The 25,688-nt window shown below is 68.3% G+C and carries 18 protein-coding genes and 1 pseudogene; 14 read left to right on the top strand and 5 right to left on the bottom strand.

The window, feature by feature from the left end; all coding sequences use genetic code 11:
• Positions 1–114: 114 nt before the first annotated feature.
• On the bottom strand, positions 115–1,917 hold the full coding sequence (gene recQ, locus ACX9OW_RS10710) for a DNA helicase RecQ (protein ID WP_053520157.1): 1,803 nt from the start codon (positions 1,915–1,917) through the stop codon (positions 115–117).
• Positions 1,918–2,484: 567 nt separating this feature from the next.
• The gene (locus ACX9OW_RS10705; protein WP_053518946.1) at positions 2,485–3,033 is read right to left on the bottom strand and encodes a Dps family protein; all 549 of its coding nucleotides are present in this window, start codon (positions 3,031–3,033) and stop codon (positions 2,485–2,487) included.
• An 87-nt stretch (positions 3,034–3,120) separates the two neighbouring features.
• On the opposite strand from ACX9OW_RS10705, the gene hrpA reads away from it, so the two are divergent.
• Entirely contained in the window at positions 3,121–7,203 is a 4,083-nt protein-coding gene (gene hrpA / locus ACX9OW_RS10700) for an ATP-dependent RNA helicase HrpA (protein ID WP_459062251.1), read from the top strand.
• Between the two features lie 46 nt (positions 7,204–7,249).
• On the opposite strand, the gene ACX9OW_RS10695 is transcribed toward hrpA, so the two are convergent.
• Positions 7,250–7,786: a hypothetical protein gene (locus tag ACX9OW_RS10695; protein WP_065174777.1), complete on the bottom strand. Its 537-nt coding sequence runs from the start codon at positions 7,784–7,786 to the stop codon at positions 7,250–7,252.
• 129 nt (positions 7,787–7,915) lie between these two features.
• Between ACX9OW_RS10695 and ACX9OW_RS10690 the strand changes: the two genes are divergently transcribed.
• The 8 genes from ACX9OW_RS10690 to tsaB all read left to right on the top strand — a co-directional run bounded on the left by ACX9OW_RS10690 (position 7,916) and on the right by tsaB (position 19,694).
• Entirely contained in the window at positions 7,916–10,069 is a 2,154-nt protein-coding gene (locus ACX9OW_RS10690) for a RelA/SpoT family protein (protein ID WP_279942989.1), read from the top strand.
• Positions 10,070–10,099: 30 nt separating this feature from the next.
• A complete protein-coding gene (locus ACX9OW_RS10685) occupies positions 10,100–11,671 on the top strand; it encodes a hypothetical protein (protein ID WP_459062250.1) in 1,572 nt (523 codons plus the stop codon).
• Between the two features lie 68 nt (positions 11,672–11,739).
• Positions 11,740–12,732: a glycosyltransferase gene (locus ACX9OW_RS10680; protein WP_459062249.1), complete on the top strand. Its 993-nt coding sequence runs from the start codon at positions 11,740–11,742 to the stop codon at positions 12,730–12,732.
• A complete protein-coding gene (locus tag ACX9OW_RS10675) occupies positions 12,729–13,673 on the top strand; it encodes a glycosyltransferase family 2 protein (RefSeq protein WP_262218571.1) in 945 nt (314 codons plus the stop codon). Before ACX9OW_RS10680 ends, ACX9OW_RS10675 begins: the two co-directional genes overlap by 4 nt.
• Before the next feature lie 75 nt (positions 13,674–13,748).
• Complete coding sequence (gene mrcB / locus ACX9OW_RS10670) at positions 13,749–16,190, top strand: penicillin-binding protein 1B (protein ID WP_459062248.1); 2,442 nt, start codon at positions 13,749–13,751, stop codon at positions 16,188–16,190.
• The gene (locus ACX9OW_RS10665) at positions 16,187–16,726 is read left to right on the top strand and encodes a hypothetical protein (RefSeq protein ID WP_459062247.1); all 540 of its coding nucleotides are present in this window, start codon (positions 16,187–16,189) and stop codon (positions 16,724–16,726) included. Before mrcB ends, ACX9OW_RS10665 begins: the two co-directional genes overlap by 4 nt.
• A 202-nt stretch (positions 16,727–16,928) precedes the next feature.
• Positions 16,929–18,971, top strand: coding sequence for an ATP-dependent DNA helicase (locus ACX9OW_RS10660; RefSeq protein WP_253118623.1), 2,043 nt, complete (start codon positions 16,929–16,931; stop codon positions 18,969–18,971).
• Between the two features lie 9 nt (positions 18,972–18,980).
• Complete coding sequence (tsaB, locus tag ACX9OW_RS10655) at positions 18,981–19,694, top strand: tRNA (adenosine(37)-N6)-threonylcarbamoyltransferase complex dimerization subunit type 1 TsaB (RefSeq protein ID WP_459062246.1); 714 nt, start codon at positions 18,981–18,983, stop codon at positions 19,692–19,694.
• A gap of 156 nt (positions 19,695–19,850) precedes the next feature.
• Here the strand turns inward: tsaB and ACX9OW_RS10650 are convergent, their stop codons facing one another.
• Together ACX9OW_RS10650 and gshB are read right to left on the bottom strand one after the other, a co-directional pair.
• On the bottom strand, positions 19,851–20,735 hold the full coding sequence (locus tag ACX9OW_RS10650; protein ID WP_053518928.1) for an energy transducer TonB: 885 nt from the start codon (positions 20,733–20,735) through the stop codon (positions 19,851–19,853).
• Complete coding sequence (gene gshB, locus ACX9OW_RS10645; RefSeq protein ID WP_065174786.1) at positions 20,735–21,682, bottom strand: glutathione synthase; 948 nt, start codon at positions 21,680–21,682, stop codon at positions 20,735–20,737. Before gshB ends, ACX9OW_RS10650 begins: the two co-directional genes overlap by 1 nt.
• Before the next feature lie 242 nt (positions 21,683–21,924).
• Here gshB and pilG point away from each other — a divergent pair, with 242 nt between their 5' ends.
• The 5 genes and pseudogenes from pilG to ACX9OW_RS10620 all read left to right on the top strand — a co-directional run.
• Positions 21,925–22,326, top strand: a complete 402-nt coding sequence (gene pilG, locus ACX9OW_RS10640) for a twitching motility response regulator PilG (RefSeq protein WP_005418455.1) — start codon at positions 21,925–21,927, stop codon at positions 22,324–22,326.
• An 18-nt stretch (positions 22,327–22,344) separates the two neighbouring features.
• Positions 22,345–22,707, top strand: a complete 363-nt coding sequence (locus tag ACX9OW_RS10635; RefSeq protein WP_053518925.1) for a response regulator — start codon at positions 22,345–22,347, stop codon at positions 22,705–22,707.
• Positions 22,707–23,237, top strand: coding sequence for a chemotaxis protein CheW (locus tag ACX9OW_RS10630; protein WP_053518924.1), 531 nt, complete (start codon positions 22,707–22,709; stop codon positions 23,235–23,237). Before ACX9OW_RS10635 ends, ACX9OW_RS10630 begins: the two co-directional genes overlap by 1 nt.
• A gap of 41 nt (positions 23,238–23,278) precedes the next feature.
• Positions 23,279–25,315, top strand: coding sequence for a methyl-accepting chemotaxis protein (locus ACX9OW_RS10625; protein WP_053518921.1), 2,037 nt, complete (start codon positions 23,279–23,281; stop codon positions 25,313–25,315).
• Positions 25,316–25,415: 100 nt separating this feature from the next.
• Positions 25,416–25,688 (top strand): annotated as a pseudogene (locus ACX9OW_RS10620) (Hpt domain-containing protein); the annotation flags it as partial.

The raw sequence follows: 25,688 nt of genomic DNA, 5'->3' as shown, positions 1-25,688 counted from the left end.
GCTGAATGGCCGGTTCAAGATTGGAGCGGCACCAATGTAGAGCCGAGCCCGCGCTCGGCTGCTTCTGCGGCAATGGCAGCCGAGCGTGGGCTCGGCTCTGCAGGAGGCCGGGCGCTACCCCTCTTCGCGCACGATTTCCACCAGGCGCGGACCATAGCGGCTCAGCTTGGTGCCACCGATGCCGCCGACCCGGGCCAGCTCGTCCAGGCTGGTGGGGCGCTGTTCGGCGATGTTGCGCAGGGTACTGTCGTGGAAGATCACGAAGGCCGGCACGTTCTGCTCGCGGGCCAGTTCGGCACGCAGGCCGCGCAGGGCATTGAACAGGGCCAGATCCTGCGGGGGGACCGACAGGCCGGTGCGCTGCGCGCTGCGTTCGCGGCCGGCGCTGGTCGCAGCCTCGCGGCGCATGTTCACCGTGCGGCGGCCCTTCAGTACGTCGCGGCTGGCATCGGTCAGGCGCAGGCCACCGTGGCCTTCGCTATCCACTTCGAGCAGGCTGGCGGCCACCAGCTGGCGGAATACGCTGCGCCAGGTCCGTGCATCCAGGTCGCGGCCGATGGCGTAGGTGCTGAGCTGGTCATGACCTTGCTGGCGCACCTTCTCGTTCTCGCTGCCGCGCAGGATGTCGATCAGGTGGCCGACGCCGTAGCGCTGGCCGCTGCGGTAGACGCAGCTCAGTGCCTTCTGCGCGGGAACCGTCGCGTCCCATGCCGCTGGCGGGGTCAGGCAGTTGTCGCAGTTGCCGCAGGGGCGGGGATAGGTCTCCCCGAAGCCGGCCAGCAGCACCTGGCGGCGGCATTGCATGGATTCGCAATAGCCGAGCAGGTGGTCGAGCTTGGACCGCTCCAGCTGCTTGCGTTCCTCGCCGGCTTCGGACTGCTCGATCATCTGCTTGAGCAGCACGACGTCGCCCAGGCCGTAGCACAGCCATGCTTCGGCCGCTTCGCCGTCGCGGCCGGCGCGGCCGGTTTCCTGGTAGTAGCCTTCCATCGACTTGGGCAGGTCGGTATGCGCAACGAAGCGCACGTCCGGCTTGTCGATGCCCATGCCGAAGGCGATGGTGGCGCACATGACGATGCCGTCCTCGCGCAGGAAGCGGCGCTGGTTGTCCGCGCGGACGTCGGCGGGCAGGCCGGCGTGGTAGGGCAGGGCGTTGAAGCCCTGTCCGCGCAGGTACTCGGCGGTTTCCTCGACCTTGCGCCGCGACATGCAGTAGACGATGCCCGCCTCGCCGCGATGGCCGCGCAGGAAATCGGTCAGCTGCTTGCGTGCGTTGTCCTTCTGCACCACGGTGTAGCGGATGTTGGGGCGGTCGAAGGAGCTGACGAAATGGCGGGCATCCTGCAGGTCCAGGCGCTCGGCGATCTCGCGCTGGGTCGGCGGATCGGCGGTGGCTGTCAGGGCAATCCGGGGAATCTGCGGCCAGCGCTCGTGCAGCACCGTCAGCTGGCGGTACTCGGGGCGGAAGTCATGGCCCCATTGCGACACGCAATGGGCTTCGTCGATCGCGAACAGGGCGATCCGGCTGCGCGAGAGCAGGGACAGGAAGCGACCCGTCAGCAGGCGCTCGGGTGCGACATAGAGCATGTCCAGCTCACCGGCCAGCAGTTCGCGTTCGACGCGGCCGGCAGTGTCCGCGTCCAGCGTCGAGTTCAGGTATTCGGCGCGCACACCCAGCTGGCGCAGGGCTTCGACCTGGTCCTGCATCAGTGCGATCAGCGGTGAGATGACAATGCCGCATCCGTCGCGCAGCAGGGCGGGCACCTGGTAGCACAGCGACTTGCCACCACCGGTGGGCATCAACACCAGGGCGTCGTGACCGGCAGCCACGTGCTCCACGATGTCCTGCTGCGGACCACGGAAATCGTCGTAACCAAAGACGCGGTTGAGCAGGTCGTGCGCGGGACGGGAAGCCATCGCGCTAGTTTACCCCGGAGGGAGGGGTAGGGGTTCGGCAGGGCTGCGCCCTGCACCTGCAGAGGCAACTGCAACGGCAACGGCCGGAGCAAAAGCGGGTTTCCTGTGAGTTGGCGGGATGGGTCCGGTTGCGGGGGACGCCGCAAGTACGTCCCTGTAGGCTCGGTCGCGCCATCCATGGCGCTTACGCCCCCGCAACCGGACCCACCCCGCCTTCGACAGATTTCCACGATCTGTCGGGACATGCCTTTGGGTCGGATCCGTTTTCCGCAGGAAAACGGATCCGACCCCATTCTGTTTGTCGATATCTGACAGATTTCATCCACGCAGGGCGTGGATGGCCCCACCGTCACCGGGAACCTGTGGAAGGCGGGGCGGTGTGGGCTTGCAGGACCGTTGGCGCCATGGATGGCGCCATCGAGCCCCCATGGACGGGTTTACGGCGTGTCCTGCAAGCCCACACCGCCCCGCCCAATAAGCAGACAGCCCAGAGCCGGCTGTTGCCTTTGACGTTGCACTGGCTTGCAGCAGGTGCAGGGCGCAGCCCTGCCGAACACCCCCCAACCCTTACTGGAGCAGGGAGCGCAGCATCCACGCATACTTCTCGTGGGTCTGCAGGCGCTGGGTCATCAGATCCTCGGTCGGGGCATCATCGCCCTTGGCCGCCACCTCCAGCACTTCACGCGCCGTACGGCAGACCGCTTCGTTGGCGACCACCAACTGGCGTACCATTTCCCGCCAGTCCGCACTGTCGGTCAGGCCCGGCTCCTCGGCGATCGAGGTCAGCGCAGCGAACTCCCGGTAGGAGCCCGGGGCATTGAAGCCCAGCGCGCGGATGCGCTCGGCCACATCGTCCAGGGCCGCCCATTGCTCGGTGTACTGTGTTTCAAACATGGTGTGCAGCGAGTTGAACATCGACCCGGTCACGTTCCAGTGGAAGTTGTGCGTCTTCAGGTAGAGCGTGAACGCGTCAGCCTGGAAGCGCGACAGACCGTCGGCGATCTTCTTGCGGTCGCCCTGGGTGATCCCGATATCGATATTGGGGGCCGACGGCGCCGCAGCGGCAAGCTTCTGCTTGCCGGTCTTGGCCTTGGTCGGGCTCTTGGTCTTCGCCATGGGGTTCCTCCTTTGTGGAATCGTTGGTCTTCACAATAAATCAGTCTTGACGACTGTTTGCTTTCAAAGTTTTAAACGAACCGATTGATGAACGCTATCGACAAAATGCCGCAGTCCCGCCTGCGCCAACAGCGCGCCGCCATCGACGGCGCAATGAGCCGCGACCGGGGCCGTTTGCTGGGGATGCTCTCGCGTTGCCAGGCCAAGCCACAGGATGCGGCACTGGCTGCTACCTTCGAGCAGGCCTTGCAGGCGTCGGTGCAGCGCCGGCAGAAACGGGCGCAGCAGCAACCAGCCATTACTCTGGACCCCCAGCTGCCGATTGCGCGTGAAGCCGATGCCATCATCGCGCTGATCCGGGATCACCAGGTGGTGGTGATCGCGGGCGAAACGGGCTCGGGCAAGACCACCCAGCTGCCCAAGCTGTGCCTGGCCGCCGGCCGTGGCCAGGCCGGCATGATCGGTTGCACCCAGCCGCGCCGGATCGCCGCACGCGCGGTGGCCAGCCGCGTGGCACAGGAGCTGCAGAGCGAGCTGGGCCAGCTGGTCGGCTACCAGGTGCGCTTCAACGACAAGGTCAGCGAGGACAGCCGCATCAAGTTCATGACCGACGGCATCCTGCTGGCGGAGATCGCCAGCGACCGCTGGCTGTCGAACTACGACACGATCATCGTCGATGAAGCGCATGAACGCAGCCTCAACATCGACTTCCTGCTCGGCTATCTGAAGCAGCTGCTGCGCAAGCGGCCGGACCTGAAACTGATCGTCACCTCGGCCACCATCGACACCGACCGTTTCGCCCAGCATTTCGACGACGCGCCGGTGATCAGCGTGGAGGGCCGTACCTATCCGGTCGAGGTGCGCTACCGCGCGCTGGAAGGCGAGGGCGAGCAGGAGGGCGAACGCACCGTCAACGATGCGATCGTGTCGGCGATCGACGAGATCACGCGCCTGGACGCGCGGGGCGATGTGCTGATCTTCCTGCCGGGTGAACGTGAGATCCGCGACGCCCACCAGTCGCTGGAGCGACGCCGGTACCGCAATACCGAGGTGCTGCCGTTGTATGCACGGCTGTCCAACCAGGACCAGGACCGGGTGTTCAACCCCGGGCCGAGCCGGCGCATCGTGCTGGCCACCAACGTGGCCGAGACCTCGCTGACGGTGCCGCGTATCCGTTATGTGGTCGATCCGGGCTTCGCCCGCGTCAAGCGTTACAGCCCGCGCAACAAGCTTGACCGCTTGCACATCGAGCCGATCTCGCAGGCCAGCGCCAACCAGCGCAAGGGCCGCTGCGGCCGTATCGCCGAGGGCATCTGCTACCGCCTGTATGCGGAGGCCGATTTCCAGGCCCGGCCGGAGTTCACCGATCCGGAAATCCGCCGCTCCAGCCTGGCCGGGGTGATCCTGCGCATGCTGCAGTTGGGTCTGGGCCGCATCGAGGATTTTCCTTTCCTGGAAGCACCGGACGAACGTGCGGTGGCCGATGGCTGGCAGCAGCTGACCGAGCTGGGCGCGATCGACAGCGAGCGGCGCATGACCGCGATCGGCAAGCAGATGGCGCGCCTGCCGGTGGATGTGAAGCTGGCACGCATGCTGGTGGCGGCACAGGCGGCCGGCTGCCTGCGGCCGATGCTGGTGATCGCCTCGTTCCTGGGCATCCAGGACCCGCGCGAGCGACCGGCCGAGGCACGGGGGGCCGCCGACACCGCGCATGCCCAGTTCGCCGACGGCCGCTCCGAGTTCGTCGGCGTGCTGCGCCTGTGGGATGCCTACCGGCAGGCCCATGAAGATCTGACCCAGTCCAAGCTGCGCGACTGGTGCGGGCGGCATTTCCTTGGATTCCTGCGCATGCGCGAGTGGCGCGAGCTGCATCGCCAACTACGCTTGCTGTGCGAGGAGCTGGGCTGGAAGGAAGAGCCCGTGGAAGCATCGATGGCACCGTTGCTGGCGGGCAGCAGTGCGCCGGCGGCCGCACGTGATGACGCGGCAGCGGTGAAAGCCACGCGGGGCCAGCTGCACCGCGCTGCCCGCCTGGCCCGCGAGGGCAAGGCAGACGCCGTGCCGGCGCCGGTGGCGGCGCGGGCGCAGAAAGAGCAGGCGCCTGCCGGCGGCGGCTTCAGTGAACGCGTGCGGGCTTCGGCCTATCAGACGCTGCATCGTGCACTGGTGGCGGGCCTGCCTACGCAGATCGGCCATCGCACCGAGAAGGGGGATTTCCTCGCGCCGCGCCAGCGCCGCTTCTTGCCGTTCCCCGGTTCCGTGCTGTCCAAGCGGCCACCCCCCTGGTTGCTGGTGGCCAACCTGCTCGACACGCAGAAGGTGTGGGGCATGACCCTGGCGGCGATCGAGCCGGACTGGGTGATTGCCGAGCTGCCGCACCTGCTCCTGCGCAAGCACTTCGACCCGCATTGGTCGCGTGCGCAGGGCCAGGTGCTGGCATCGGAACAGATCAGCCTGTTCGGTCTGGTGCTGGCGCCGAAGAAGCCGGTGCATTATGGACGCATCGCACCCGGCGAGGCGCACGACATCTTCGTGCGGCAGGCGCTGGTGACCGGCGAGATCAACACCCGCGCCAGCTTCGTGGCAGACAACCAGAAGGTGCTGGAGGTGGCGCGCGAGGAAGAAGCGAAGCTGCGCCGGGCTGGCATCGTTGCCGATGAAAACTGGCAGGGGCGCTGGTATCTGGACCGGGTTCCCCCCCACATCCATTCGGCGTCCGGCCTGGACGCGTGGTGGAAGGAACTGCCGCCCGGACAGCGCAAGGGGCTGCACTGGACGCTGGCGGACCTGCTGCCGGGAGAAGGCAGCGAACAGGAGCGTTACCCGAAGTATCTGCCGCTGGGCCAGGCAAGGCTGCCGCTGCACTACCGTTTCGAGCCGGGTGCCGAAGATGATGGTGTCACCCTGGAGGTGCCGCTGCACCTGCTCAACGCGCTCGATCCAGTGCAGTTGGGCTGGCTGGCGCCAGGCTTCGTCGCCGACAAGGCGGCAGCGCTGATCCGCAGCCTGCCCAAGGCGATGCGCCGCAATTATGTGCCGGCCCCGGATTTCGGCCGTGCGTTCCATGAGGCGTTCCCCAATGCCAGTGCCGATGCGATCACCGGCGAACTGGCACGCTTCCTGTCGCGCGCGACCGGCGCCCCAGTCGCGGCGACTGATTTCGAGCCGGATTCCATCGAGCCGCATCTGCACATGAATCTGCGACTGCGCGACGAGCAGGGCAAGGTGCTGGCCACCTCACGTGACCTCGACGCGTTGCGGGCGCGATTCGGCGGCCGTGCCGGTGATGCCTTTGCCGCGCGTGCCGGTCGCGAGATGGCGGCCGATGGGCTGCGCACCTTCCCGGCTGCGCCGATTCCACTGCAGGTACCCGGTGAGGCGGGCGTGCCCGCCTATCCGGCGCTGCTGGACGAGGGTGACAGTGTGGCCCTGCGCATCTTCGCCGACCGCCAGCAGGCCGAGGAGGCCCACCCACTGGGCGTGCGCCGCCTGCTGGAGATCGCCCTGGCCGACAAGGTCAAGCAGGCCCGCAAGCAGCTGCCGGTCGGTGCCAAGACGGGCCTGTTGTATGCGGCGATCGAATCGCAGGAGCGCCTGCGAGGCGATCTGGTCGATGCGGCGATGAACGCCGTGCTGGCCGAAGGACTGGAAAGCATCCGCGATGCGGCGGCCTTCGAACAGCGCCGCGAGCATGCAGCCAAGGCCCTGTTTGGCGAGGCGATGTCGCGGCTGAAGCTGGCCGAGACCATCCTGGCGCTGGTGGCGGAACTGAAGCCGATGCTGGAAGCGCCGTTGATGGGCTGGGCACGGGGCAACCTGGACGACATGGAAGCGCAGCTGGCGGGATTGATCCACCCCGGCTTCCTGCGCGACACACCGGCTGATGCGCTGGCCCAGTATCCCCGTTACCTGAAGGCGATGATCCTTCGCACCGAACGTGCCAAGCGCGACCCACCACGTGACCAGGCGCGCATGCTGGAACTGCATCCGTTCCTGGAGGCGCTGGCTGCCGGTGAACAGCAGGGCCTGCGCGAGCGGCCACAGTGGCAGGCGCTGCGCTGGGATCTGGAGGAGCTGCGGGTTTCGCTGTTCGCCCAGGAACTGGGGGCGCGCACCGGCATCTCGGCCAAGAAGCTGGCGCAGCGGGTGGCGGCACTGCGCCAGGCATGAAGCGTGCAGCCGGGCAGTGCCCGGCTGCATTCGGACGGATTGCGCGTTACTTGGTGCGACGGACCTTGGGCTGGGTATTGACGCCCTCGACCTTCAGGTACCACACACCCATCACGCCCGGGGTGATGCTGACCTTGGGCGATTGCCTGCGGACACCGGAAATTGACGTCGTGTCGGTCTGTTCCCATTGCTGGCCGTTGTCCAGCGAGTAGACGCGGCCCTTGCCGAAGCCGCGGAACTCGCCCTGCAGCACACCGGTGATCGGCTCATTGCTGCCGAAGTCGAAGAAGCCACGGTTCTTGCGGATCACTTCCTGTCGCCCCTCCTCGCGCGCTTCCTCGCGCACGGCGGCAACCGCCTCGGTGGCAGCGGCTTCGACCTTGCCCTGCAGCCAGCGGTTGAGCGAGGCCAGTTCGGCGGCGCTGAGCTTGTCCAGGCCGGCGGCCTTGAACTCGGCCGGTGACATCTGCTGCTGCAGATCGCCCTCCACCACGCGCTGCGCCAGGGCGGGCGCGGACAGGGACAACAGCACGGCGGCACAGGCCAGCAGCCGTGGACGGGCGCGCAGGACAATGGAAGGCATGACAGGTCTCTCCGGGGTTTGCCCGCGAGTGTAGCGGCATGTGCTCATGCCCGGCGATGCAGCGGTGGCGATTGTCCCTGAACGGTGCCGGCGCTAGTGTAGGGGCCTCTGTCTTGCCTGCTCGATGCTGTGAACCGCGCTTCCGTCCCCGGCCTGGATGCCTTGTTGAACCGTCCCTCGGCAGCGGTGCTGCCCGCTCCGCTGCGCCAGGCCCTGCGCGAGTACTGGGAAGCTGCCGGGACTGACACGCAGATGCGCGCCAGCTGGTCGGTGCTGGGCGACACCCTCGATGCCCTGTCAATGCTCTCGGCGGACGAAGGCGCGGTGGTCGCGGCCCTGCTGTTCGACCTGCCCGGCCTGCGCGCCCACCTGGAGCAGTTGCCGCTTGGCAGCCACCGGGCGGCGGTGATCGGCCTGCTCGACGGCCAGGACGCGGCCGACCCGGTATGGGCGCTGCACGCCGGTCGCGAGGCCGGACGCAACAGTGAGGGCCTGCGCCGGCTGCTGCTGGCGATCATCCGCGACCTGCGGGTGGTGCCGATCCTGCTGGCGCGGCAGCTGGCGCGCATGCGCGCGGCCGACAGGCTGGAGGAGGAGCAGCGCCGCGCGCTGGCCCAGCTGACCCGCGACATCCATGCCCCGCTGGCCAACCGCCTGGGCATCTGGCAGCTGAAGTGGGAGCTGGAAGACCTGGCGTTCCGCCATCTGGAGCCGGACACCTACCGACGCATCGCCCGCGAGGTGGATGAAACGCGCATCGCCCGCGAGCGTTACGTCGAGAACGTCAAGAAGGTGCTCTCGCGCGAACTGTCGGCCCAGGGCATCAAGGCCGAGGTCAGCGGGCGGCCGAAGCACATCTACAGCATCTGGCGGAAGATGCAGAAGAAGCGGCTGGCGTTCGACCAGCTGTATGACATCCGTGCGGTGCGGGTGATGGTCGACGACGTCGCGGCCTGCTACGCCGTGCTGGGCGTGGTGCACGCGCTGTGGGCGCCGGTGCCGAGCGAGTTCGATGATTACATCGCCCGACCCAAGGCCAACGACTACCGTTCGCTGCACACCGCCGTGGTCGGCCCGGAAGGGCGCACCATCGAAGTGCAGATCCGCACCCACGAGATGCATGCGCAGGCCGAACTGGGCGTGGCTGCGCACTGGAAGTACAAGGAAGGTGGCAAGGGCGCCGAAAAGTCCTTCGACCGCAAGATCACCTGGATGCGCCAGCTGCTGGAGCAGGCGCAGGACGGGCAGGGCAATGAGCTGGCCGGGGCACTGGATGCGGAGCTCACCGAGGACCGCGTCTATGCGCTGAGCCCGAAGGACGAAGTGCTGGATCTGCCGCAGGGGGCCACGCCACTGGACTTCGCCTACCAGGTGCACACCATGGTGGGACACCGCTGCCGCGGCGCCAAGGTGAACGGCCGCATCGTGCCGTTGACCTACCGCCTGCGCAGCGGCGACCGCGTAGAGATCCTTACCGGCAAGGAGGCCGATCCGCGCCGCGACTGGCTGATACCGGCCAACGGCTTCCTGGCCAGCAACCGCTCGCGCGAGAAGGTACGCAGCTGGTTCCACAAGCTTGACCGCGCGCGCAACGTGCAGGCCGGCCGCGAACTGCTGGAGCGCGAGCTCAAGCGGCTCGGGCTGCAGCATTCGGATCTGGCGGCCGCGGCGAAGAAGTTCCATGCCGACAGCGTCGACGACCTGTACATCCAGGTGGCGCTGGGCGATACCGGCCCCAACCAGATCAGCCGCGCGCTGCTGGAGGCCGAACGTGCGGCCAGCCAGCCAGCGCCGCCGACCCTGCCACGCCCGACCGCACGGCGCGAGAACCTGGGCAAGTCCAAGTTCACCGTGCAGGGCGTGGGCAACCTGCTGGTGCAGCTGGCACGCTGCTGCCAGCCGGTGGCGGGCGAACCCATCGTCGGCTACCTGACCCGTAGCCGGGGTGTCACGGTGCATCGCGCAGACTGTGCAGCGCTGGCCCGCCTTGCCGCGGCCAGCCCGCAACGCATCCTGCCGGTGGAATGGGGGCAGGCGGGCGGCGGTTACGAAGTGGACGTGGTGGTCGATGCGGTCGATCGCCGCTGGCTGCTGAAGGACATCACCAACCTGATCGCCCAGGAAGACGCCTACGTGCTCGACATCCACAGCGACAACGTGCGCAACAGCGGCCGTGCCCACCTGCGCCTGCGGCTGAAGGTGAGCGATTACGGCCAGCTGTCGACGCTGCTGGGCAAGCTCGATGCCTTGCCCGGTGTCAGCGAGGCACGTCGCCTCGGCTGAGCTTCACGCCACCCCGGCTACCCTGCACGCATGGAACGCGAGCCTCCGCATCGCCCTCACGGCGCCGAACATCCTGCGCTGGACCGCGTCCGCCGTGAAGGACGTTGGTGGTGGCTGCAGGCGCGGCATGCGCGCCGGGTCTGGCGCTGGGCGCTGGTGGCGGCGATGGCGGTGTTCGTGCTGCTGGTGCTGCTGCGCAAGCCGCTGGCGGACTGGTTCTGGGACGAACCGCAGATCGAACAGCTGCTGGCCGAAGGTGATCGTGCGCTGGCGGCGGGACGGCTGACCGCCACCGATGGCAGTGGTGCGCGCGAGCGCTACCAGGCCGCGCTTGCGCTCGACGGCGATCGCCCGCAGGCGCGCGAGGGCCTGGCACGGACCGGTGCCGCTGCGTTGCAGCAGGCGCGGGACCGGCTGCAGGCCGGGGATCTGGACGCCAGTGCGCAGGCCTTGGCGCTGGCACGCGAGCTGCAGGTGCCGCAGAGCCAGACCGATGCGCTGGCGCGCCAGCTGCAGGCACGTCGCACGGCCGGGGCAGGGATTGGCGCGATGCTTGCGCAGGCGCGCAACGCACTCGCCGCCGGGCGCCTGGATGACGGCGACAGCAGCGCCCTGCCGATGTTCCAGCGCATTCTGGCCCTGCAGCCGGACAACCTATCGGCGCTGGAAGGTCGCGAGGATGCACTGAGTGACCTGCTGCAGCAGGCGCGTGCCCTGGCCGCGCGAGGTGATCTGGCCGACGCGGCCGCGGTGGTGCAGCGGGCACGTCAGTTCGATGCCGGGCACGCCGACCTGCCGGCCAGCCAGGAAGCACTGGCGCAGGCGATGGATCAGCGATTGCGGCAGGCGCAGCGTGCGTTGAAACGACAGCAGCTGGAAGCGGCGGCGGCGGGCTTCCAGGCGGTCCTGGCGGTGGCGGCCGACGATCCCAGTGCCCAGCGCGGCCGGGAGCAGACACTGCAGGCGGTCCTCGCACGCAGCCAGAAGCGGGCCGATGACTTCCAGTTCGAGGCGGCACAGCGCGATGCCGCATTGGCAGCGTCGCTGGGTGCCTCGGCAGCGGCCAGGCAGCAGCTCGAGCAGCGCCTGCAGCGTGCACGGCAGGCGCAGCAGGCCCTGCAGCAGCCGTCGATCAGCAGCAGCCAGCGCGAGCGGCAGCTGCGTGATCACCTGCGCCAGGTCGAACGCGCCGAGCGTGCAGGGCAATGGATCAGTCCGCCCGGGCACAGTGCCTTCGATGCGCTGCGCGAAGCGCAGTCGCTGGCCCCACGCGACACCCGCGTGAAAGCGGCTGCCACGCGGCTGCTGCCGGCCAGCCGCCAGTGCTTCGACGACAACCTGCGCCAGAACCGGGTGCAGGCCGCCGGCGCCTGTCTGCAGGCGTGGCAGACGCTGGCGCCGACCGACGCCGGGTTGCCGACCGCACGGCTGCGCTTGGCCCAGCGCTGGCTGGCGATCGGCAGCGAACGGCTCGGCAGCGGCGATCTGGCATTTGCCTCGCATGCCGCCGAGCAGGCGCGGCGGCTGCAACCGGACCTGGCCGAACTGCCGCCATTCGAGGAACGGCTGCGGCGCGCAGGTGGCGAGCCGCAGCCGCGCTGATGCGACGACCATTCGTGCCGGTGGTGCCAGTCGGGTATAGTCCAGCCGCTCCGGCCGCTCCCCAGAACATGTCCAGCGTCGCACCCACCGTCTCCGTTGCCTTGTGTACCTGGCAGGGTGAGCGCCATGTCGCCGCCCAACTGCGCAGTATCGCCGCGCAGAGCGTACTGCCGACACAGGTGGTGGTGGTCGACGATGCTTCTGCCGATGGTACCTGGGCCGTGCTCCTGCACGAGGCTGAAGCGCTGCGTGCGGCCGGCATCGAGGTGGTGCTGCGGCAGCAGGAGCAGAACGTCGGTTACGTGCGCAATTTCGAAACCGCATTGTCGGCCTGCAGCGGCGACATCGTCTTCCTGTGCGACCAGGACGATGTGTGGCATGCCGACAAGGTCGCCACCTTCCTGCAGGCGTTCGCCGCGCGGCCCACGGTACAACTGCTGCACAGCGATGCACGGCTGGTCGATGCGCAGGGCCGGCCGCTGCCGGCGACCCTGTTCCAGGCGCTGTCGATCAGCCGCCGCGACCTGGACCGGGAACACCGCGGTGAAGGCTTCGAGCTGCTGATGGGCCGCAATCTGGTGACCGGCGCCGTGACCGCGCTGCGGCGTGGCCTGATCACGCAGGCGCTGCCGGTGGCCAAGGGCTGGATCCACGACGAATGGCTGGCGCTGGTGGCGGCGGCAAGCGGTGGCCTGGACAGCATCGAATCGATCACCACCGATTACCGGCAGCACGGCGACAACCAGGTGGGCGCGCGTCAGCGCGGGCTGCTGGAGCGGGCCGTGGGCAGTGGTTCCGCGCGCCGCACCTATCTCGCGGCGGCGTTGGCCCGCCTGCGCTCATTGCAGGAGCAGGCACGGCTGGGCCGGCCGGCACTGGATGCCGCACAGTTGGCGACACTGGACCAGCGCCTGCGCCATGCCGAGGCACGGGCCTGCGCGCCAGCCCGGCTGCCGTCCCGCATGCTGCACATCGCCCGTGAGCTGGGCAGCGGCCGCTATCATCGTTTTTCCAACGGCCTGCGTTCGGCGGCCAGCGACCTCGTGCAGGGAATCCAATGACTTCGCAGATGCCGGCAGCCCGCGCTGCCTTCGACGCGCACCGCGTCTGCGCCGTGATCGTCACCTATGGCCCCGATCCGGAGCTGCTGCGGCGGGTGGTCGACAGCGTGCTGCAGCAGGTCGGGCATCTGGTGGTGTTCGACAACGGCAGCCGTGGCGTGGATGTGCAAGCGCTGCTGGGCGCGGCGCCCGGCATCAGCCTGCTGGCCTCGCCGCACAACGTCGGGCTCGGCAGTGCGCTGAACCGGTCGTATGAGCAGGCGCAGTCATTGGGGTTCGACTACGTGCTGCTGATGGATCAGGACAGTGTGCTGGAGCCAGGCATGGTCGACGTGCTGGGCACCGCGCTGGTCGAGCTGGCGGTCAATGAGCGGATCGCTGCGGTGGGACCGCAGTTCCGCGACGCACGCAGCGGCATGCTGGCCCCGTTCGTCCGCTTCGGCTTCCCCTTCAACCACAAGCTGCGTGGCGGCCCGGGCCAGCGCATCTCCTGCGACTTCCTCATCACGTCCGGATCGCTGGTGCCGATGTCGGCGCTGCGTGACATCGGTGCGATGGACGAAAGCCTGTTCATCGACAACCTGGACATGGACTGGTGCTTCCGCGCCAAACGCAGTGGCCACGCGCTGTACGGAATCTGCGATGCGCAGATGAGCCACAGCATCGGCGAGGAACTGCTGCCGTCGCGGGCGAAGCCGGACGGTGTGATCGTGCACAAGCCGTTCCGCCTGTATTTCATCATGCGCAACCGCGTGCTGCTCTACGGGCGCGCCTATACGCCGCGGGTCTGGATCGCGCAGGACGTGCCACGCCTGCTGCTGAAGCTGGTGGGCAACGGGCTGTTCCTGGCGCCGCGCTGGATTCGGTTGCGGTTCATGTTGAAGGGGCTGTGGGACGGCATCCGCGGCCGGGCCGGTCCGCTGCCGCCGGGCCATCGCTGAACGGACGACCGATCGAACCTGTCTTGGGGAAAGGGCTGGGGTAGACTCCGCTGACGCCCCTGCCATGCTTTTCCCGTGCCCCGACGCTACGATTCCGACGACCACGACGATTTCGACGACGACGACCAGGAGGGCGGCAGCTCGCCCTGGCGACGCAGGCTGATCACCTGGAGCATGGCAGCGGTCGCACTGGGACTGGGTTTCCTGATCCCGTACACCCTGTACCTCAACCAGCAGGTGACCCAGCGTTTCGGAGAGCTGCGCTGGCAGATCCCGACCCGTGTCTACGCCCGCCCGCTGGTGCTGACGCCCGGCAAGGCGATGGATGCGGCGACCCTGAAGACCGAACTGGCCGCGTCCGCCTACCGCGATGACGGCGAAGGCAGGGAGCCGGCCACCTACGCGGTGAAGGGTGGCCGCTTCGTCATTGCCAGCCGTGGCTACGCCGACGTCGATGGCCGGGTGGCCGCACGTCGCGTCGAGCTGTCGCTCGCTGGCGGCACCGTCGCGTCGCTGCGCGATGCCGACAGCCGCAAGGCGCTCAAGGCCGCCCGCCTGGATCCGGCACGCATCGCCACGCTGTACGGCCAGAAGCAGGAAGAGCGTCGCCTGATCCGCATGGACGAGGCGCCGGACCTGCTGGTGACCGGCCTGCAGGCGGTGGAGGACAAGGACTTCAACCGCCATCACGGCATCGACCTGTCGGGCATCGCCCGTGCGGTCTGGGTGACCGTCCGTTCCGGCGGGCAGAGCCGGCAGGGTGCGTCCACGCTGACCCAGCAGCTGGCCCGCAGCGGCCTGCTCGGCATCGGCAAGGAGCAGACCCTCACCCGCAAGTTCAATGAAGTGCTGTATGCGTTGATCATGGAAGCGCGTTACGACAAGCGCACCATTTTCGAGGCGTATCTGAACCAGGTGTACCTGGGCCAGCGCGGCAGCCAGGCGATCCATGGCATGTCCTCCGGCGCCGAATTCTGGTTCGGCCGCGACCTGTCGTCGCTGGAAACCGAGCACATCGCGCTGTTGATCGGCCTGGTCAAGGGCCCGTCCTACTACGACCCGCGACGCAACCCGGAACGCGCGCTGGATCGTCGCAACTTCGTGCTGGGCAAGCTGCGCGAAGCGGCGCTGATCGACGATGCCGAATACCAGCGGGCGCTGAAGGCTCCGCTGGGGGTGCCGAAGACACCGGGCCTGGTCGCCGCCAACCGCTTCCCGGCCTATGTCGATCTGGTCCGTCGCCAGCTCGGCCACGATTATCCCGAGTCCGCACTGCAGGGCGCGGGCCTGAGCGTCATGACCGGCATGTCGCCGTCCGCGCAGGCCTACGCCGAAGGCGCTGTGACCCGTACCATCAAGTCGCTGGAGAGCAAGCGCCGTCCCGAGCTGCAGGCCGGCATGGTGCTGACCGACGTGCATAACGGCGACGTGCTGGCAGTGATCGGCAGCCGCGAGGTCTCCGAGGTCGGCTTCAACCGCGCCATCGAGGCGCAGCGCCCGGTCGGCTCGCTGCTCAAGCCGTTCGTGTACCTGCTGGCGCTGGCCCAGCCGGACCGCTACTCGCTGGCGAGCTGGGTTGACGATTCGCCGGTGACCGTCCAGTTGAGCCGTGGCCGCAACTGGAGCCCGGGCAATGCGGACAACCGCAGCCATGGCACCGTGCGGCTGATCGATGCGCTCGCCAATTCCTACAACCAGGCCACGGTGCGGGTCGGCATGCAGGTCGGTCCAGAGCGTGTGACCCAGCTGATCCACGTGCTGGCCGGCATCAAGGCCGAACCGAATCCGGCCGTGATTCTCGGCTCGACCGACCAGAGCCCGTATGCGATGGCGCAGCTGTACCAGTTCCTGGCCTCGGGCGGCGAGATCCAGCCGTTGCACGCGGTGCGTGGTGTGCTTGATCCGCAGGGCAAACTGCTCAAGCGCTATGACAAGTCGCCTGCGCCGGCACAGGAAGGCGATTCGATCGCGGCCAACCTGATCAGCATCGGCCTGCAGCAGGTGGTTGCCAGCGGCACCGCGCAGCGCCTCAACGCAGACGGCCTGGGCCGCCTGCAGCCGGCCGGCAAGACCGGTACCACCAATGATGGCCGCGACAGCTGGTATGCCGGCTACACCGGCGACCACCTGGCGGTGATCTGGATGGGCAACGACCAGAACGAGCAGGCCGGGCTGTATGGCGCCACCGGTGCGATGCGCGTGTGGTCGGGCATCTTCCAGCGCCTGCCGAGCGCGCCGCTGCGGGTCAGCAACAAGGGGCTGGACTGGCAGCCGATCGCCGCCAGCGGCACCAACAGTACCGATGAGGGCTGTCCGGGCGCGCGGCGCTTCCCGTTCGTGGTCGGCTATGCGCCGGCATATGCGCCCTGCGCGCCGGAGGTTTCGCCCGAAGCCCAGGACGGCGCCGGCAGCGAAGGCGGTGGCTGGCGCAGCTGGTTCGGCCTGGATCGCAAGCCGGAACCGGCGGAAGAACCCGCAGCCGCGCCGGCGGCGACCACTCCTCCTCCGAGTCGATGAATCCGATGACGCTTCGAACTTTCCTGCATCCGCTCACCCTGGTCGGCCTCACTGTGGTGCTGGCCGCCTGTGTCAGCAGCGCGCCGCCGGTGGTCAAGCCGGTCGCCGCTACCACCACGCCGGTGCAGCGCCTGGCTGCGGTCGAAGCGGCGGCGGGACCGGATGACAAGGAACTGTCGGTGCAGCCGCTGCGCGATCCACAGGTTGAGGATCTGCGCCAGACCGCGCTGACGCAGCGCCAGGCCAACGATCTGCCGGCCGCCGCCGCCAGCCTGGATCAGGCTCTGCAGATCGTCGCCGCAGACCCCGCAGTGCTGCAGGAGCGGGCCGAAATCGCCCTGCTGCAGGGCAAGTGGTCGGAGGCGGAGACGTTCGCGCGCAAGGCCATCGATCTGGGGTCGAAGACCGGGCCGCTGTGCCGGCGCCACTGGGCGACGATCGAGCAGTCACGGCTGGCGCGCGGGGAGAAGGAGAACGCGGTGTCGGCGCATGCACAGCTGGAAGGGTGCACGGTACCGGGCATCAAGCGGTACTGAGGTATTCCCCTCCATCGGGCGCGTCACACGCCGCGCGGGCCGCGGGCGAGAACAGAAAGATCAGAAGCCGGTCGCGCGCTCGCGATGGGGTCAGAGCCGTTTTCCGAAAGGAAACGGCTCTGACCCCTTCCAGTTCAGTCGAGCAAGCTCGACGCTACAAACGGGTGCCGGGCAGCGCCCGGCCCGGTATCCTTTCCGTCTGATGTCCGACCTTGTCCACGCCAGCCGCGAAGCACTCAGCGCAGGCGGCGCGCTTGCCTCGCACCTGGATGCCTTCGTCCCGCGTCCGGCACAGCTGCGCCTGACCGAGGCCATCGCCGATGCGCTGCAGCAGCGCGACCTGCTGCTGGCCGAGGCCGGCACCGGCACCGGCAAGACCTTCGCCTACCTGGTGCCGGTGCTGCTGTCCGGCCTGCGCACGATCATTTCCACCGGTACCCGCGCGCTGCAGGACCAGCTCTACCATCGCGACCTGCCACGCGTGCGCCAGGCACTGGGGGTCGGCCTGCGCAGCGCGCTGCTGAAGGGGCGTAGCAATTACCTGTGCCGTTACCGCCTGCAGCAGGCGCGTGGCGAGCCACGCTTCTCCAGCCCGGAGCAGGCGGCGCAGTTCCAGCGCATCCTGGCCTGGTCCGGTCGTTCCGAACATGGCGACATCGCGGAACTGGAAGGCCTGGCCGATGACTCACCCTTGCTGCCAATGGTTACCTCCACCGTCGACAACTGCCTGGGCACCGAGTGTCCGTTCTGGGATGACTGCTTCGTGGTGCGCGCGCGGCAACGCGCTCAGGCTGCGGACGTGGTGGTGGTCAACCATCATCTTCTGCTGGCCGATCTTGCGCTGAAGCAGGAGGGCTTCGGAGAGCTGCTGCCGGGCGCACAGGCCTTCGTCATCGATGAGGCGCACCAGTTGCCTGAACTGGCAGCGCAGTTCTTCGGTGAGGGCTTCGGCATGCGACCCTGGCAGGAGCTGGGCCGGGACTGTCTGGCCGAGGCGCGCGGTGTCGGTGGCGCACAGTCAGCGCTGCAGGCGCCGGTCGATCAGCTGCAGGAGGCACTGCGTGCGCTGCGCTCGGCAATGGATGGCCTGCCATCCCGTGGCACGCAGTGGCGCGCACTGGCGATGCCGCAGGTGCGCGATGGCTTTGATGCGGTCATGACCGGTCTGGTGAATCTGGAGCAGGCGCTGCAGCCGCTGCGCGAAGCCGCCGCAGGCCTCGATGCCTGCCACGCACGGGCGCGCGAGGCGGTATCGCGTCTGGGGCGCTGGCTGGGCGATGACGAACCGGCGCTTGATTTCGATGCCGACCCTGCGCAGGCGGCGAGCGCCGATGTGCTCTGGTACGAACTTACCCCGCGCGGATTCCGCTGCCAGCGTACGCCGATGGATGTGTCCGGTCCGCTGCGCGAGCATCGCGAGCGCAGTCGTGCCGCATGGATCTTCACGTCGGCGACGCTGACCGTCGGTGGTGGCTTCGATCACATCGCCCGCCGGCTCGGCCTGGATGATCCGCAGACACTGGTCCAGTCCAGTCCATTCAACTGGCCCGAGCAGGCACTGTGCTACCTGCCCGAAGGCCTGCCCGATCCCGCCGCGCGGGGGTTCGGCACCTCGCTCATCCAGGTCCTGCGGCCGGTGCTGCAGGCCTCGCAGGGCCGTGCATTCCTGCTGTTCGCCTCGCACCGGGCCCTGCGCGAAGCGGCTGAGGCGCTGCGCGATGGGCCGTGGCCGCTGTTCGTGCAGGGCGAGGCGCCACGCGCCACCTTGCTGCAGCAGTTCCGCGATTCCGGCAACGGCGTGCTGCTGGGCTCGGCCAGTTTCCGCGAAGGGGTGGACGTGGTCGGCGAAGCATTGAGCGTCGTGGTGATCGACAAGCTGCCCTTTGCCGCGCCGGACGATCCGGTCTACGAGGCGCGGCTGGAGGCGATCCGCAGCCAGGGGGGCAATCCGTTCCGCGACGAGCAGCTGCCGCAGGCCGTGATCGCGCTGAAGCAGGGCGTCGGCCGGCTGATCCGCAGTGAGAGTGATCGCGGCGTGCTGGTGCTGTGCGACCCGCGGCTGCTCAACCGTGGCTATGGCCGGGTCTTCCTCGACTCGCTGCCACCTTTCCGCCGTACCCGCAGTCTGGCCGATGTGCAGTCCTTCTTTGCGCCACAATGGCACCCCGCCACCGATGCTGGGGCGCCGGACGTCCCTGTGGCGGCCACGCACCCCGCCCCGGGTGGCACGTTCCCCCTGTTCTGATCCGACCCGATGAAACTGCTCGCCTTTGAAACCGCCACCGAAGCCTGTTCCGTTGCCCTGCACGTAGACGGGCAGGTCCTGGAACGCTTCGAGATCGCCCCGCGTCGGCATGCCGAGCTGAGCCTGCCGTGGGCCGACGCGCTGCTGGCCGAGGCCGGTATCAGCCGCCGCCAGCTCGATGGCATCGCACTCAGTCGTGGTCCGGGTGCCTTCACCGGGGTGCGCCTGGCGATCGCCCTTGCCCAGGGCATCGCACTGGCGTTGGACCGTCCGCTGCTGCCGGTATCGACCCTGCAGGTGCTGGCGCTGCGTGCGCCGGCAGAAGAAAGGCAGATCCTGTCGGCGATCGACGCACGGATGGGCGAACTCTACGTCGCGCGTTTCGAGCGCGTGGACGGCCTGCCGATGCCGTGCGATGCAGAGCGGGTGTGCGCACCGGCCGCAGTAGCGTTGCCGGACGATCTGTCGGTGTTCGGTGTCGGCACTGGATTTTGTGCGGCCGAGGGCGCGCTGGTCACGCAGCTGGGGGCGGGCCTGCGGGGATTCGACGCCGCGGCGCTGCCGCGGGCATCGGACGTGCTGGCGTTGGCGGTGCCGGCCTTGGCACGTGGCGACGGCATCGCGCCGGAGAGGGTGGAACCGGCCTACCTGCGCGACAACGTGGCCTTGACCCTGGTCGAGCAGCAGGCCGCGCGCGAGGCCAAGGCGAAGGCCAACGGCTGAGCCTGCACAGACGTACCTGCGGCGTCCCCGCCGCCCGGCACCGCCGCGCCAGGCGTCACTACACTGACCGCCGCTTTTGCTTTTGCTTTTGCTGTTGACGTTGCTGTTGCCGTTGCCTTCAGCGGGTCCCGGGTCGCAGGCCCGGGCAACACCCCCCTACCGGTCGTCGCGCAGTTCGCCGCCGGGCAGGAACACCCACGTGCGGGTGACCTGCAGGATGTCGATCCCGTCCTCGGTACGCGGCAGCGGCGGGAACGGCTGTGCCAGCGTCACCACCCGCAGCGCGGCCTCATCCAGCAGCGGTGTTCCGCTTGAACGCAGGATGCGGCTGCTTTCCACACTGCCATCGCGACGCACGCCAACGCTGATGACCACCTGGCCGCCGAGACGGCGTTGCCGTGCCTCGTCCGGATAGTTCAGGTTGCCCACCTGCTCGGCGCGGTCGACCCAGGCGCGCAGGTAATTGGCATAGGCATATTCGCGCGTGCTGGCCGAGACGAATTTGCGGTTCGGTCGCTTGGCGTACTGCGCCGAGCGCAGGTGGACCTCGGCTGCCAGCCGCGCCATCTCCGCATCGCGCTGCTCGCGTGCGGTCATCGGTGCGTCCGGCACCGGTTCCAGTGGCGTTGGCTGGGCCTGCGCACGTGCCACCGTGTCCTGGCCATTGCGGCTGCTGACCACGCGGGCCTGCGGCGGTGGCACGGGCGCTGCGGATTGCTGCTGCTGTGGCACCGGGCTGACCCCGGCCTGGGCCTGCGGCACGATCCCGGCCTGGTTGTCGCGCGGACGCTGCGCGCGGTCGTGGTCACCGCCGCCTTCCTGGCTGGCGGCGGCCAGGAAGTCCGCCTGCTTCGGCGTCAGCGCGGTGCGGGTCTGGCTGAAGATCACTTCCAGCGTGGGCACCAGTGGGGCCTCGCCCTTCACGGCGAAACCCACCCCCAGGATCAGCAGGACGTGGACCAGCACCGACAGGGTGAGGGTGGCACCCAGCCGCTGCGCTTCGCGCGGCGGCGGTGGCAGGACGGCGGGTGCGGCGGGCATCAGCGCAGGCCGGCCTCGAGCGCGTCGAACAGCGTGCCGGCGATGTTCAGGCCGTACTGCGCGTCCAGTTCGCGCACGCAGGTGGGGCTGGTGACGTTGACTTCGGTCAGGTAGTCGCCGATCACATCCAGGCCAACGAAGCGCATGCCGCGGCGCTTCATTTCCGGTCCCACCTGCGCGGCGATCCAGCGGTCGCGCTCGCTCAGCGGACGGCCTTCGCCGCGCCCGCCAGCGGCCAGGTTGCCGCGGAACTCGTCGCCCTGCGGAATGCGCGCCAGGCAGTAGTCGACCGGCTCGCCGTCAATCAGCAGGATGCGCTTGTCGCCAGCACTGATGTCCGGGATGAACTTCTGTGCCAGCGCCAGCCTGCGTCCGCCATCGGTCAACGTTTCCAGAATCACGTTCAGGTTCGGGTCGCCCTGGCCGCTGCGGAAGATCGAGCGCCCTCCCATGCCATCCAGGGGCTTCAGCACGGCCTGCCCATGTTCCAGTGCGAAGGCCTTCAAGGCCTTGGCGTCGCGGCTGACCAGGGTCGGCGGACAGCACTGCGGGAACAGCAGCGCGGCCAGTTTCTCGTTGTAGTCGCGCAGGCCCTGCGGATTGTTGACCACGCAGGCGCCGGCCGCAGCGGCCACGTCCAGCACCTGGGTGTCGTAGACGTATTCGGCATCGACCGGCGGATCCTTGCGCATCAGCACGATCTGGCCGGGACCGAACTCGGTCCGGGTGAACCCGCCCAGCTCGTACCAGCCGGCGGGGTCGTCGCGGACCCGCAGCGGGGCGGTCTGGGCCACCGCCACGCCACCTTCCAGGGCCAGTCCGCCCGGCCGCACGTAGTGCAGGGCATGGCCGCGGCGCTGGGCTTCCAGCAGCATGGCGAAGGTGGTGTCCTTGGCGATCTTGATGTGGGCGATGGGGTCCATCACCACGATGACGTTCAACGGCATGGGCGCACCTGTCAGGCAAGGCGTTGATGGTAGCGGCAACGCCCGCCGTGCGCCTCCCCCGCGGCGATGCAACGCTGCGTCCGTCCCCCGGGCCGCGCACCGTATGCGAACCCCGTCACGTTCAGCCCGGTAGCACGGCCCGCGTGATGGGCCGGCCTTGAAGCGGGCGCGGAAAGTGCGATATAGATACGCTTTCGTAGCGGCCCCCGCCTGAGACCGGGCCGTGCGCTTGGGGATAGGCAATGACTGAAAACACGACTGCGGGCGGGGAACTCGCAGGACTCCGGGTGATGGTCATCGATGATTCGAAGACCATCCGCAGGACTGCGGAAACGCTGCTCAAGCGCGAAGGCTGCGAGGTGGTCACCGCCACCGACGGCTTTGAAGCGCTGGCGAAGATTGCCGACCAGCAACCGCAGATCATCTTCGTCGACATCATGATGCCGCGTCTGGATGGCTATCAGACCTGCGCGCTGATCAAGGGAAACCAGCTGTTCAAGGCGACCCCGGTGATCATGCTGTCGTCCAAGGATGGCCTGTTCGACAAGGCGCGGGGGCGCATCGTCGGGTCGGAGCAGTACCTGACCAAGCCTTTTACGCGCGAAGAACTGCTGGGTGCCATCCGCACATACGTCAACGCCTGACCAGGGGGGAAAGGCACAATGGCTCGTATCGTCCTGATCGAGGATTCACCGACCGACCGCGCGGTGTTCACCCAGTGGCTGCGCCGTGCCGGCCACGAGGTGCTGGAAGCGGACAACGCCGAGGATGGCCTGCAGCTTGTCCGCGACCAGGTGCCGCAGCTGGTGCTGATGGACGTGGTCCTGCCGGGCATGAGCGGTTTCCAGGCCACCCGGGCGATGGCCCGCGACGCCGCGACCCGGCACATCCCGGTCATCATCGTCAGTACCAAGGCGATGGAGACCGACAAGGCGTGGGGGCTGCGCCAGGGTGCGGCCGACTACATCGTCAAGCCGCCGCGCGAGGATGAACTGATCGCGCGGATCAACGAACTGGTGGCCTGATGCGCTCGCCTTTCGACATTCTCGAAGCCTACGAACGGCGCAGCCTGGCCCATGCGGTGCAGCTGCCGGGCCGGCAATTCGTCCAGGACCTGTGGCGAGGCGTCGGCTATCGCGTCGGCCAGCGCCGGCTGGTGTCCGATTTCCGCGAAGTGGTGGAGATCGTGCCGATGCCGCCGGTCACGCCCGTGCCCTGCGCGCAGCCCTGGCTGCTGGGCGTGGGCAACCTGCGCGGCAACCTGTTCCCGGTGGTCGACCTGAAGTACTTCCTGGAAGGCACACGCACCGTGCAGCAGGAAGGGCAGCGCGTGCTGATCATGCGCCAGGCCGGCGGTGACGTCGCACTGACCATCGACGAACTGTTCGGCCAGCGCAGCTTCGAAGCCGACCAGCAGATCGAGGCCGGCAGCCTGGCCGAGGGTCGTTACGGGCACTTCGTCGAGCGCGGTTTCCATGCTGACGGCCAGGACTGGGGCGTGTTCTCGCTCTCGCTGCTGTCGCGCACTCCTGAATTCCGGCAAGCCGCGGCCTGAGGCCGGGCATCGCCCCCTGCACTGAAGATCGAGGTTGAACGATGAGTACTGCTTCGGACGCCACCAAGACCGGCAAGCTTCGGCTGGGCGGCAGCAACCTCTGGCTGGCCCTGCTGCTGGCATCGATGATCCTGTTCGGCGTCAATACCGGCGTAGCGACCTGGCAGGGCAGCCGCCTGGCCGATGCCGGTTCCAAGGCCGCGGACCTGCAGGTGCTGTCGCAGCAGCTGGCCAACCAGGGGCGTGACGCGGTGGGCGGCAATGCCCAGGCGTTCACTGCCTTCAAGGCCACCCGCAACGCGATCGAACAGAATGTCTCGACGCTGCAGGGGCGCTACGGCAAGGAACCGGGCGTGTCGCGGGCGATCTCGACGCTGGGTGAAACCTGGGCGCCGCTGGGCAAGCAGGCCGGGCAGCTGGTCGCCAGCGAGCCGGCGGTGCTGGCCCTGGCCGGCAATGCCAACAACTTCACTGGCGCGGTGCCGGGGCTGCAGGCGCAGCTGAACGAGGTGGTGCGCGCGATGTCGGCTTCGGGTGCACCGGCCGCGCAGGTATACAGCGCGCTGCAGCAGGTCGTGGTGGCCGGCTCGATGGCCCGACGGGTCACCGAAATGCGTGCGGGCGGCTCTTCGGCGGCCGCCGCGGGCGACGCACTGGCGCGTGACATCACCGTGTTCTCGCAGGTGCTCGACGGCCTGCGCAACGGCAACGAGGAACTGGGCATCACCGCAGTGCGTGGCCCGGCCGCCGTGGCCGCGCTGGAGCAGTCGCACACCCAGTGGCAGGCGATGAAGGCCGATGCCGATGCGATCCTGGCCAGCTCGCGCCAGCTGTTCGCCGCGCAGTCGGCGGCCACCGCGCTGGGCCAGGGCTCGGCGCACATGCTGGATGACAGCCGCAAGCTGTTCGAAGCCTTCTCTTCGTTCGGCTCGGTGTCCGATACCCGCCTGTTCCCGAACTTCTGGATCGGTGTAGCGTCCGGTGCGCTGTCGCTGATCGCGATCATCGGTTTCGTCTCCACCAACGTGCGCAGCCGCTCGCGTGAGCAGGAGCTGCGCTACCAGACCCAGGTGGAGTTCAACAGCCGCAACCAGCAGGCGATCATGCGCCTGCTGGACGAAATCTCCTCGCTGGGCGAGGGCGACCTGACCGTCAAGGCGTCGGTGACCGAGGACATGACCGGCGCCATCGCCGACGCGATCAACTACGCCGTCGACGAGCTGCGCCACCTGGTGACGACCATCAACGACACCTCGGCCAAGGTCGCGCTGTCCACCCAGGAAACCCAGGCGACGGCCATGCAGCTGGCAGAAGCAGCCGGCCACCAGGCCAACCAGATCACCTCGGCCTCGGACCGCATCGGCGAAATCGCAGCGAGCATCGAGCAGGTTTCGCGCAACTCGGCCGAATCGGCCGACGTGGCTCAGCGCTCGGTGGTGATTGCCGCCGAGGGTGCCGGCGTGGTCCGCGAGACCATCCAGGGCATGGACCAGATCCGCGACCAGATCCAGGAAACCTCCAAGCGCATCAAGCGCCTGGGTGAGTCGTCGCAGGAGATCGGCTCGATCGTGGAACTGATCAACGACATTTCCGAACAGACCAACATCCTGGCATTGAATGCAGCGGTTCAGGCCGCGTCGGCGGGCGAAGCGGGCCGCGGTTTCGCGGTCGTGGCCGACGAAGTGCAGCGCCTGGCAGAGCGCACATCGGGCGCCACGCGCCGTATCGAGAACCTGGTGCAGGCCATCCAGGCCGACACCAACGAGGCCGTCACCTCGATGGAGCAGACCACCGCCGAAGTGGTGTCCGGTGCACGTCTGGCCGAAGACGCCGGTACGGCACTGACCGAGATCGAGCGCGTGTCCAATGCACTGAACACCCTCATCAAGAACATCTCCATCGCGGCCCAGCAGCAGTCCGCAGCCGCGTCGGACATCACCCGCACGATGGGCGTGATCCGCCAGATCACCGGCCAGACCTCACAGGGTGCCGGACAGACCGCGGAGTCGATCGGCCACCTCGCGCAGCTGGCTGCCGACCTGCGTCGTTCGGTCGCCGACTTCAAGCTGCCGGCGTGACGCGGGCAGGGCGAAGAGCAAGGAACCCGTCGATGAAGCATTTCCATTCCCCACGCCAGATCCAGCGCGGCCTTCGCGCGGCGGCGACCGGAGCCTGTCAATGAGCACTCTGCGCGATGCGATGAGCCACGCAGCGCTGGGTTGGGTCAAGCCCGAGCTGGACGAGACCCTGCGCCAGGTGCGCAACGAGGTCGAGTACTACGCCGAGGATCCGTCCGATGCCAGCCGCATGCGTATCTGCGCCGGCCACCTGCACCAGGTGCAGGGCACCCTGCGCATGGTCGAACTGTACGCCCCGGCAATGGTGGCCGAGGAGCTGGAGCAGCTGGCCAATGCGATCGGCAGCGGCCAGGCGTCTGATCGCGACGAGGCC

It is taken from the genome of Stenotrophomonas genospecies 5, assembly GCF_054473825.1.
The sequence above is the reverse complement of the archived record's forward strand: the minus strand, read 5'-3'. Positions and strand labels throughout refer to the sequence as shown.

Bases quoted from the DNA above. Each gene is read 5' to 3' on its own strand.
- recQ (WP_053520157.1), bottom strand. From the start codon at position 1,917: ATGGCTTCCCGTCCCGCGCACGACCTGCTCAACCGCGTCTTTGGTTAC.
- ACX9OW_RS10705 (WP_053518946.1), bottom strand. From the start codon at position 3,033: ATGGCGAAGACCAAGAGCCCGACCAAGGCCAAGACCGGCAAGCAGAAG.
- hrpA (WP_459062251.1), top strand. From the start codon at position 3,121: ATGAACGCTATCGACAAAATGCCGCAGTCCCGCCTGCGCCAACAGCGC.
- ACX9OW_RS10695 (WP_065174777.1), bottom strand. From the start codon at position 7,786: ATGCCTTCCATTGTCCTGCGCGCCCGTCCACGGCTGCTGGCCTGTGCC.
- ACX9OW_RS10685 (WP_459062250.1), top strand. From the start codon at position 10,100: ATGGAACGCGAGCCTCCGCATCGCCCTCACGGCGCCGAACATCCTGCG.
- ACX9OW_RS10680 (WP_459062249.1), top strand. From the start codon at position 11,740: ATGTCCAGCGTCGCACCCACCGTCTCCGTTGCCTTGTGTACCTGGCAG.
- ACX9OW_RS10675 (WP_262218571.1), top strand. From the start codon at position 12,729: ATGACTTCGCAGATGCCGGCAGCCCGCGCTGCCTTCGACGCGCACCGC.
- ACX9OW_RS10665 (WP_459062247.1), top strand. From the start codon at position 16,187: ATGAATCCGATGACGCTTCGAACTTTCCTGCATCCGCTCACCCTGGTC.
- ACX9OW_RS10660 (WP_253118623.1), top strand. From the start codon at position 16,929: ATGTCCGACCTTGTCCACGCCAGCCGCGAAGCACTCAGCGCAGGCGGC.
- tsaB (WP_459062246.1), top strand. From the start codon at position 18,981: ATGAAACTGCTCGCCTTTGAAACCGCCACCGAAGCCTGTTCCGTTGCC.
- ACX9OW_RS10650 (WP_053518928.1), bottom strand. From the start codon at position 20,735: ATGCCCGCCGCACCCGCCGTCCTGCCACCGCCGCCGCGCGAAGCGCAG.
- gshB (WP_065174786.1), bottom strand. From the start codon at position 21,682: ATGCCGTTGAACGTCATCGTGGTGATGGACCCCATCGCCCACATCAAG.
- pilG (WP_005418455.1), top strand. From the start codon at position 21,925: ATGACTGAAAACACGACTGCGGGCGGGGAACTCGCAGGACTCCGGGTG.
- ACX9OW_RS10635 (WP_053518925.1), top strand. From the start codon at position 22,345: ATGGCTCGTATCGTCCTGATCGAGGATTCACCGACCGACCGCGCGGTG.
- ACX9OW_RS10630 (WP_053518924.1), top strand. From the start codon at position 22,707: ATGCGCTCGCCTTTCGACATTCTCGAAGCCTACGAACGGCGCAGCCTG.
- ACX9OW_RS10625 (WP_053518921.1), top strand. From the start codon at position 23,279: ATGAGTACTGCTTCGGACGCCACCAAGACCGGCAAGCTTCGGCTGGGC.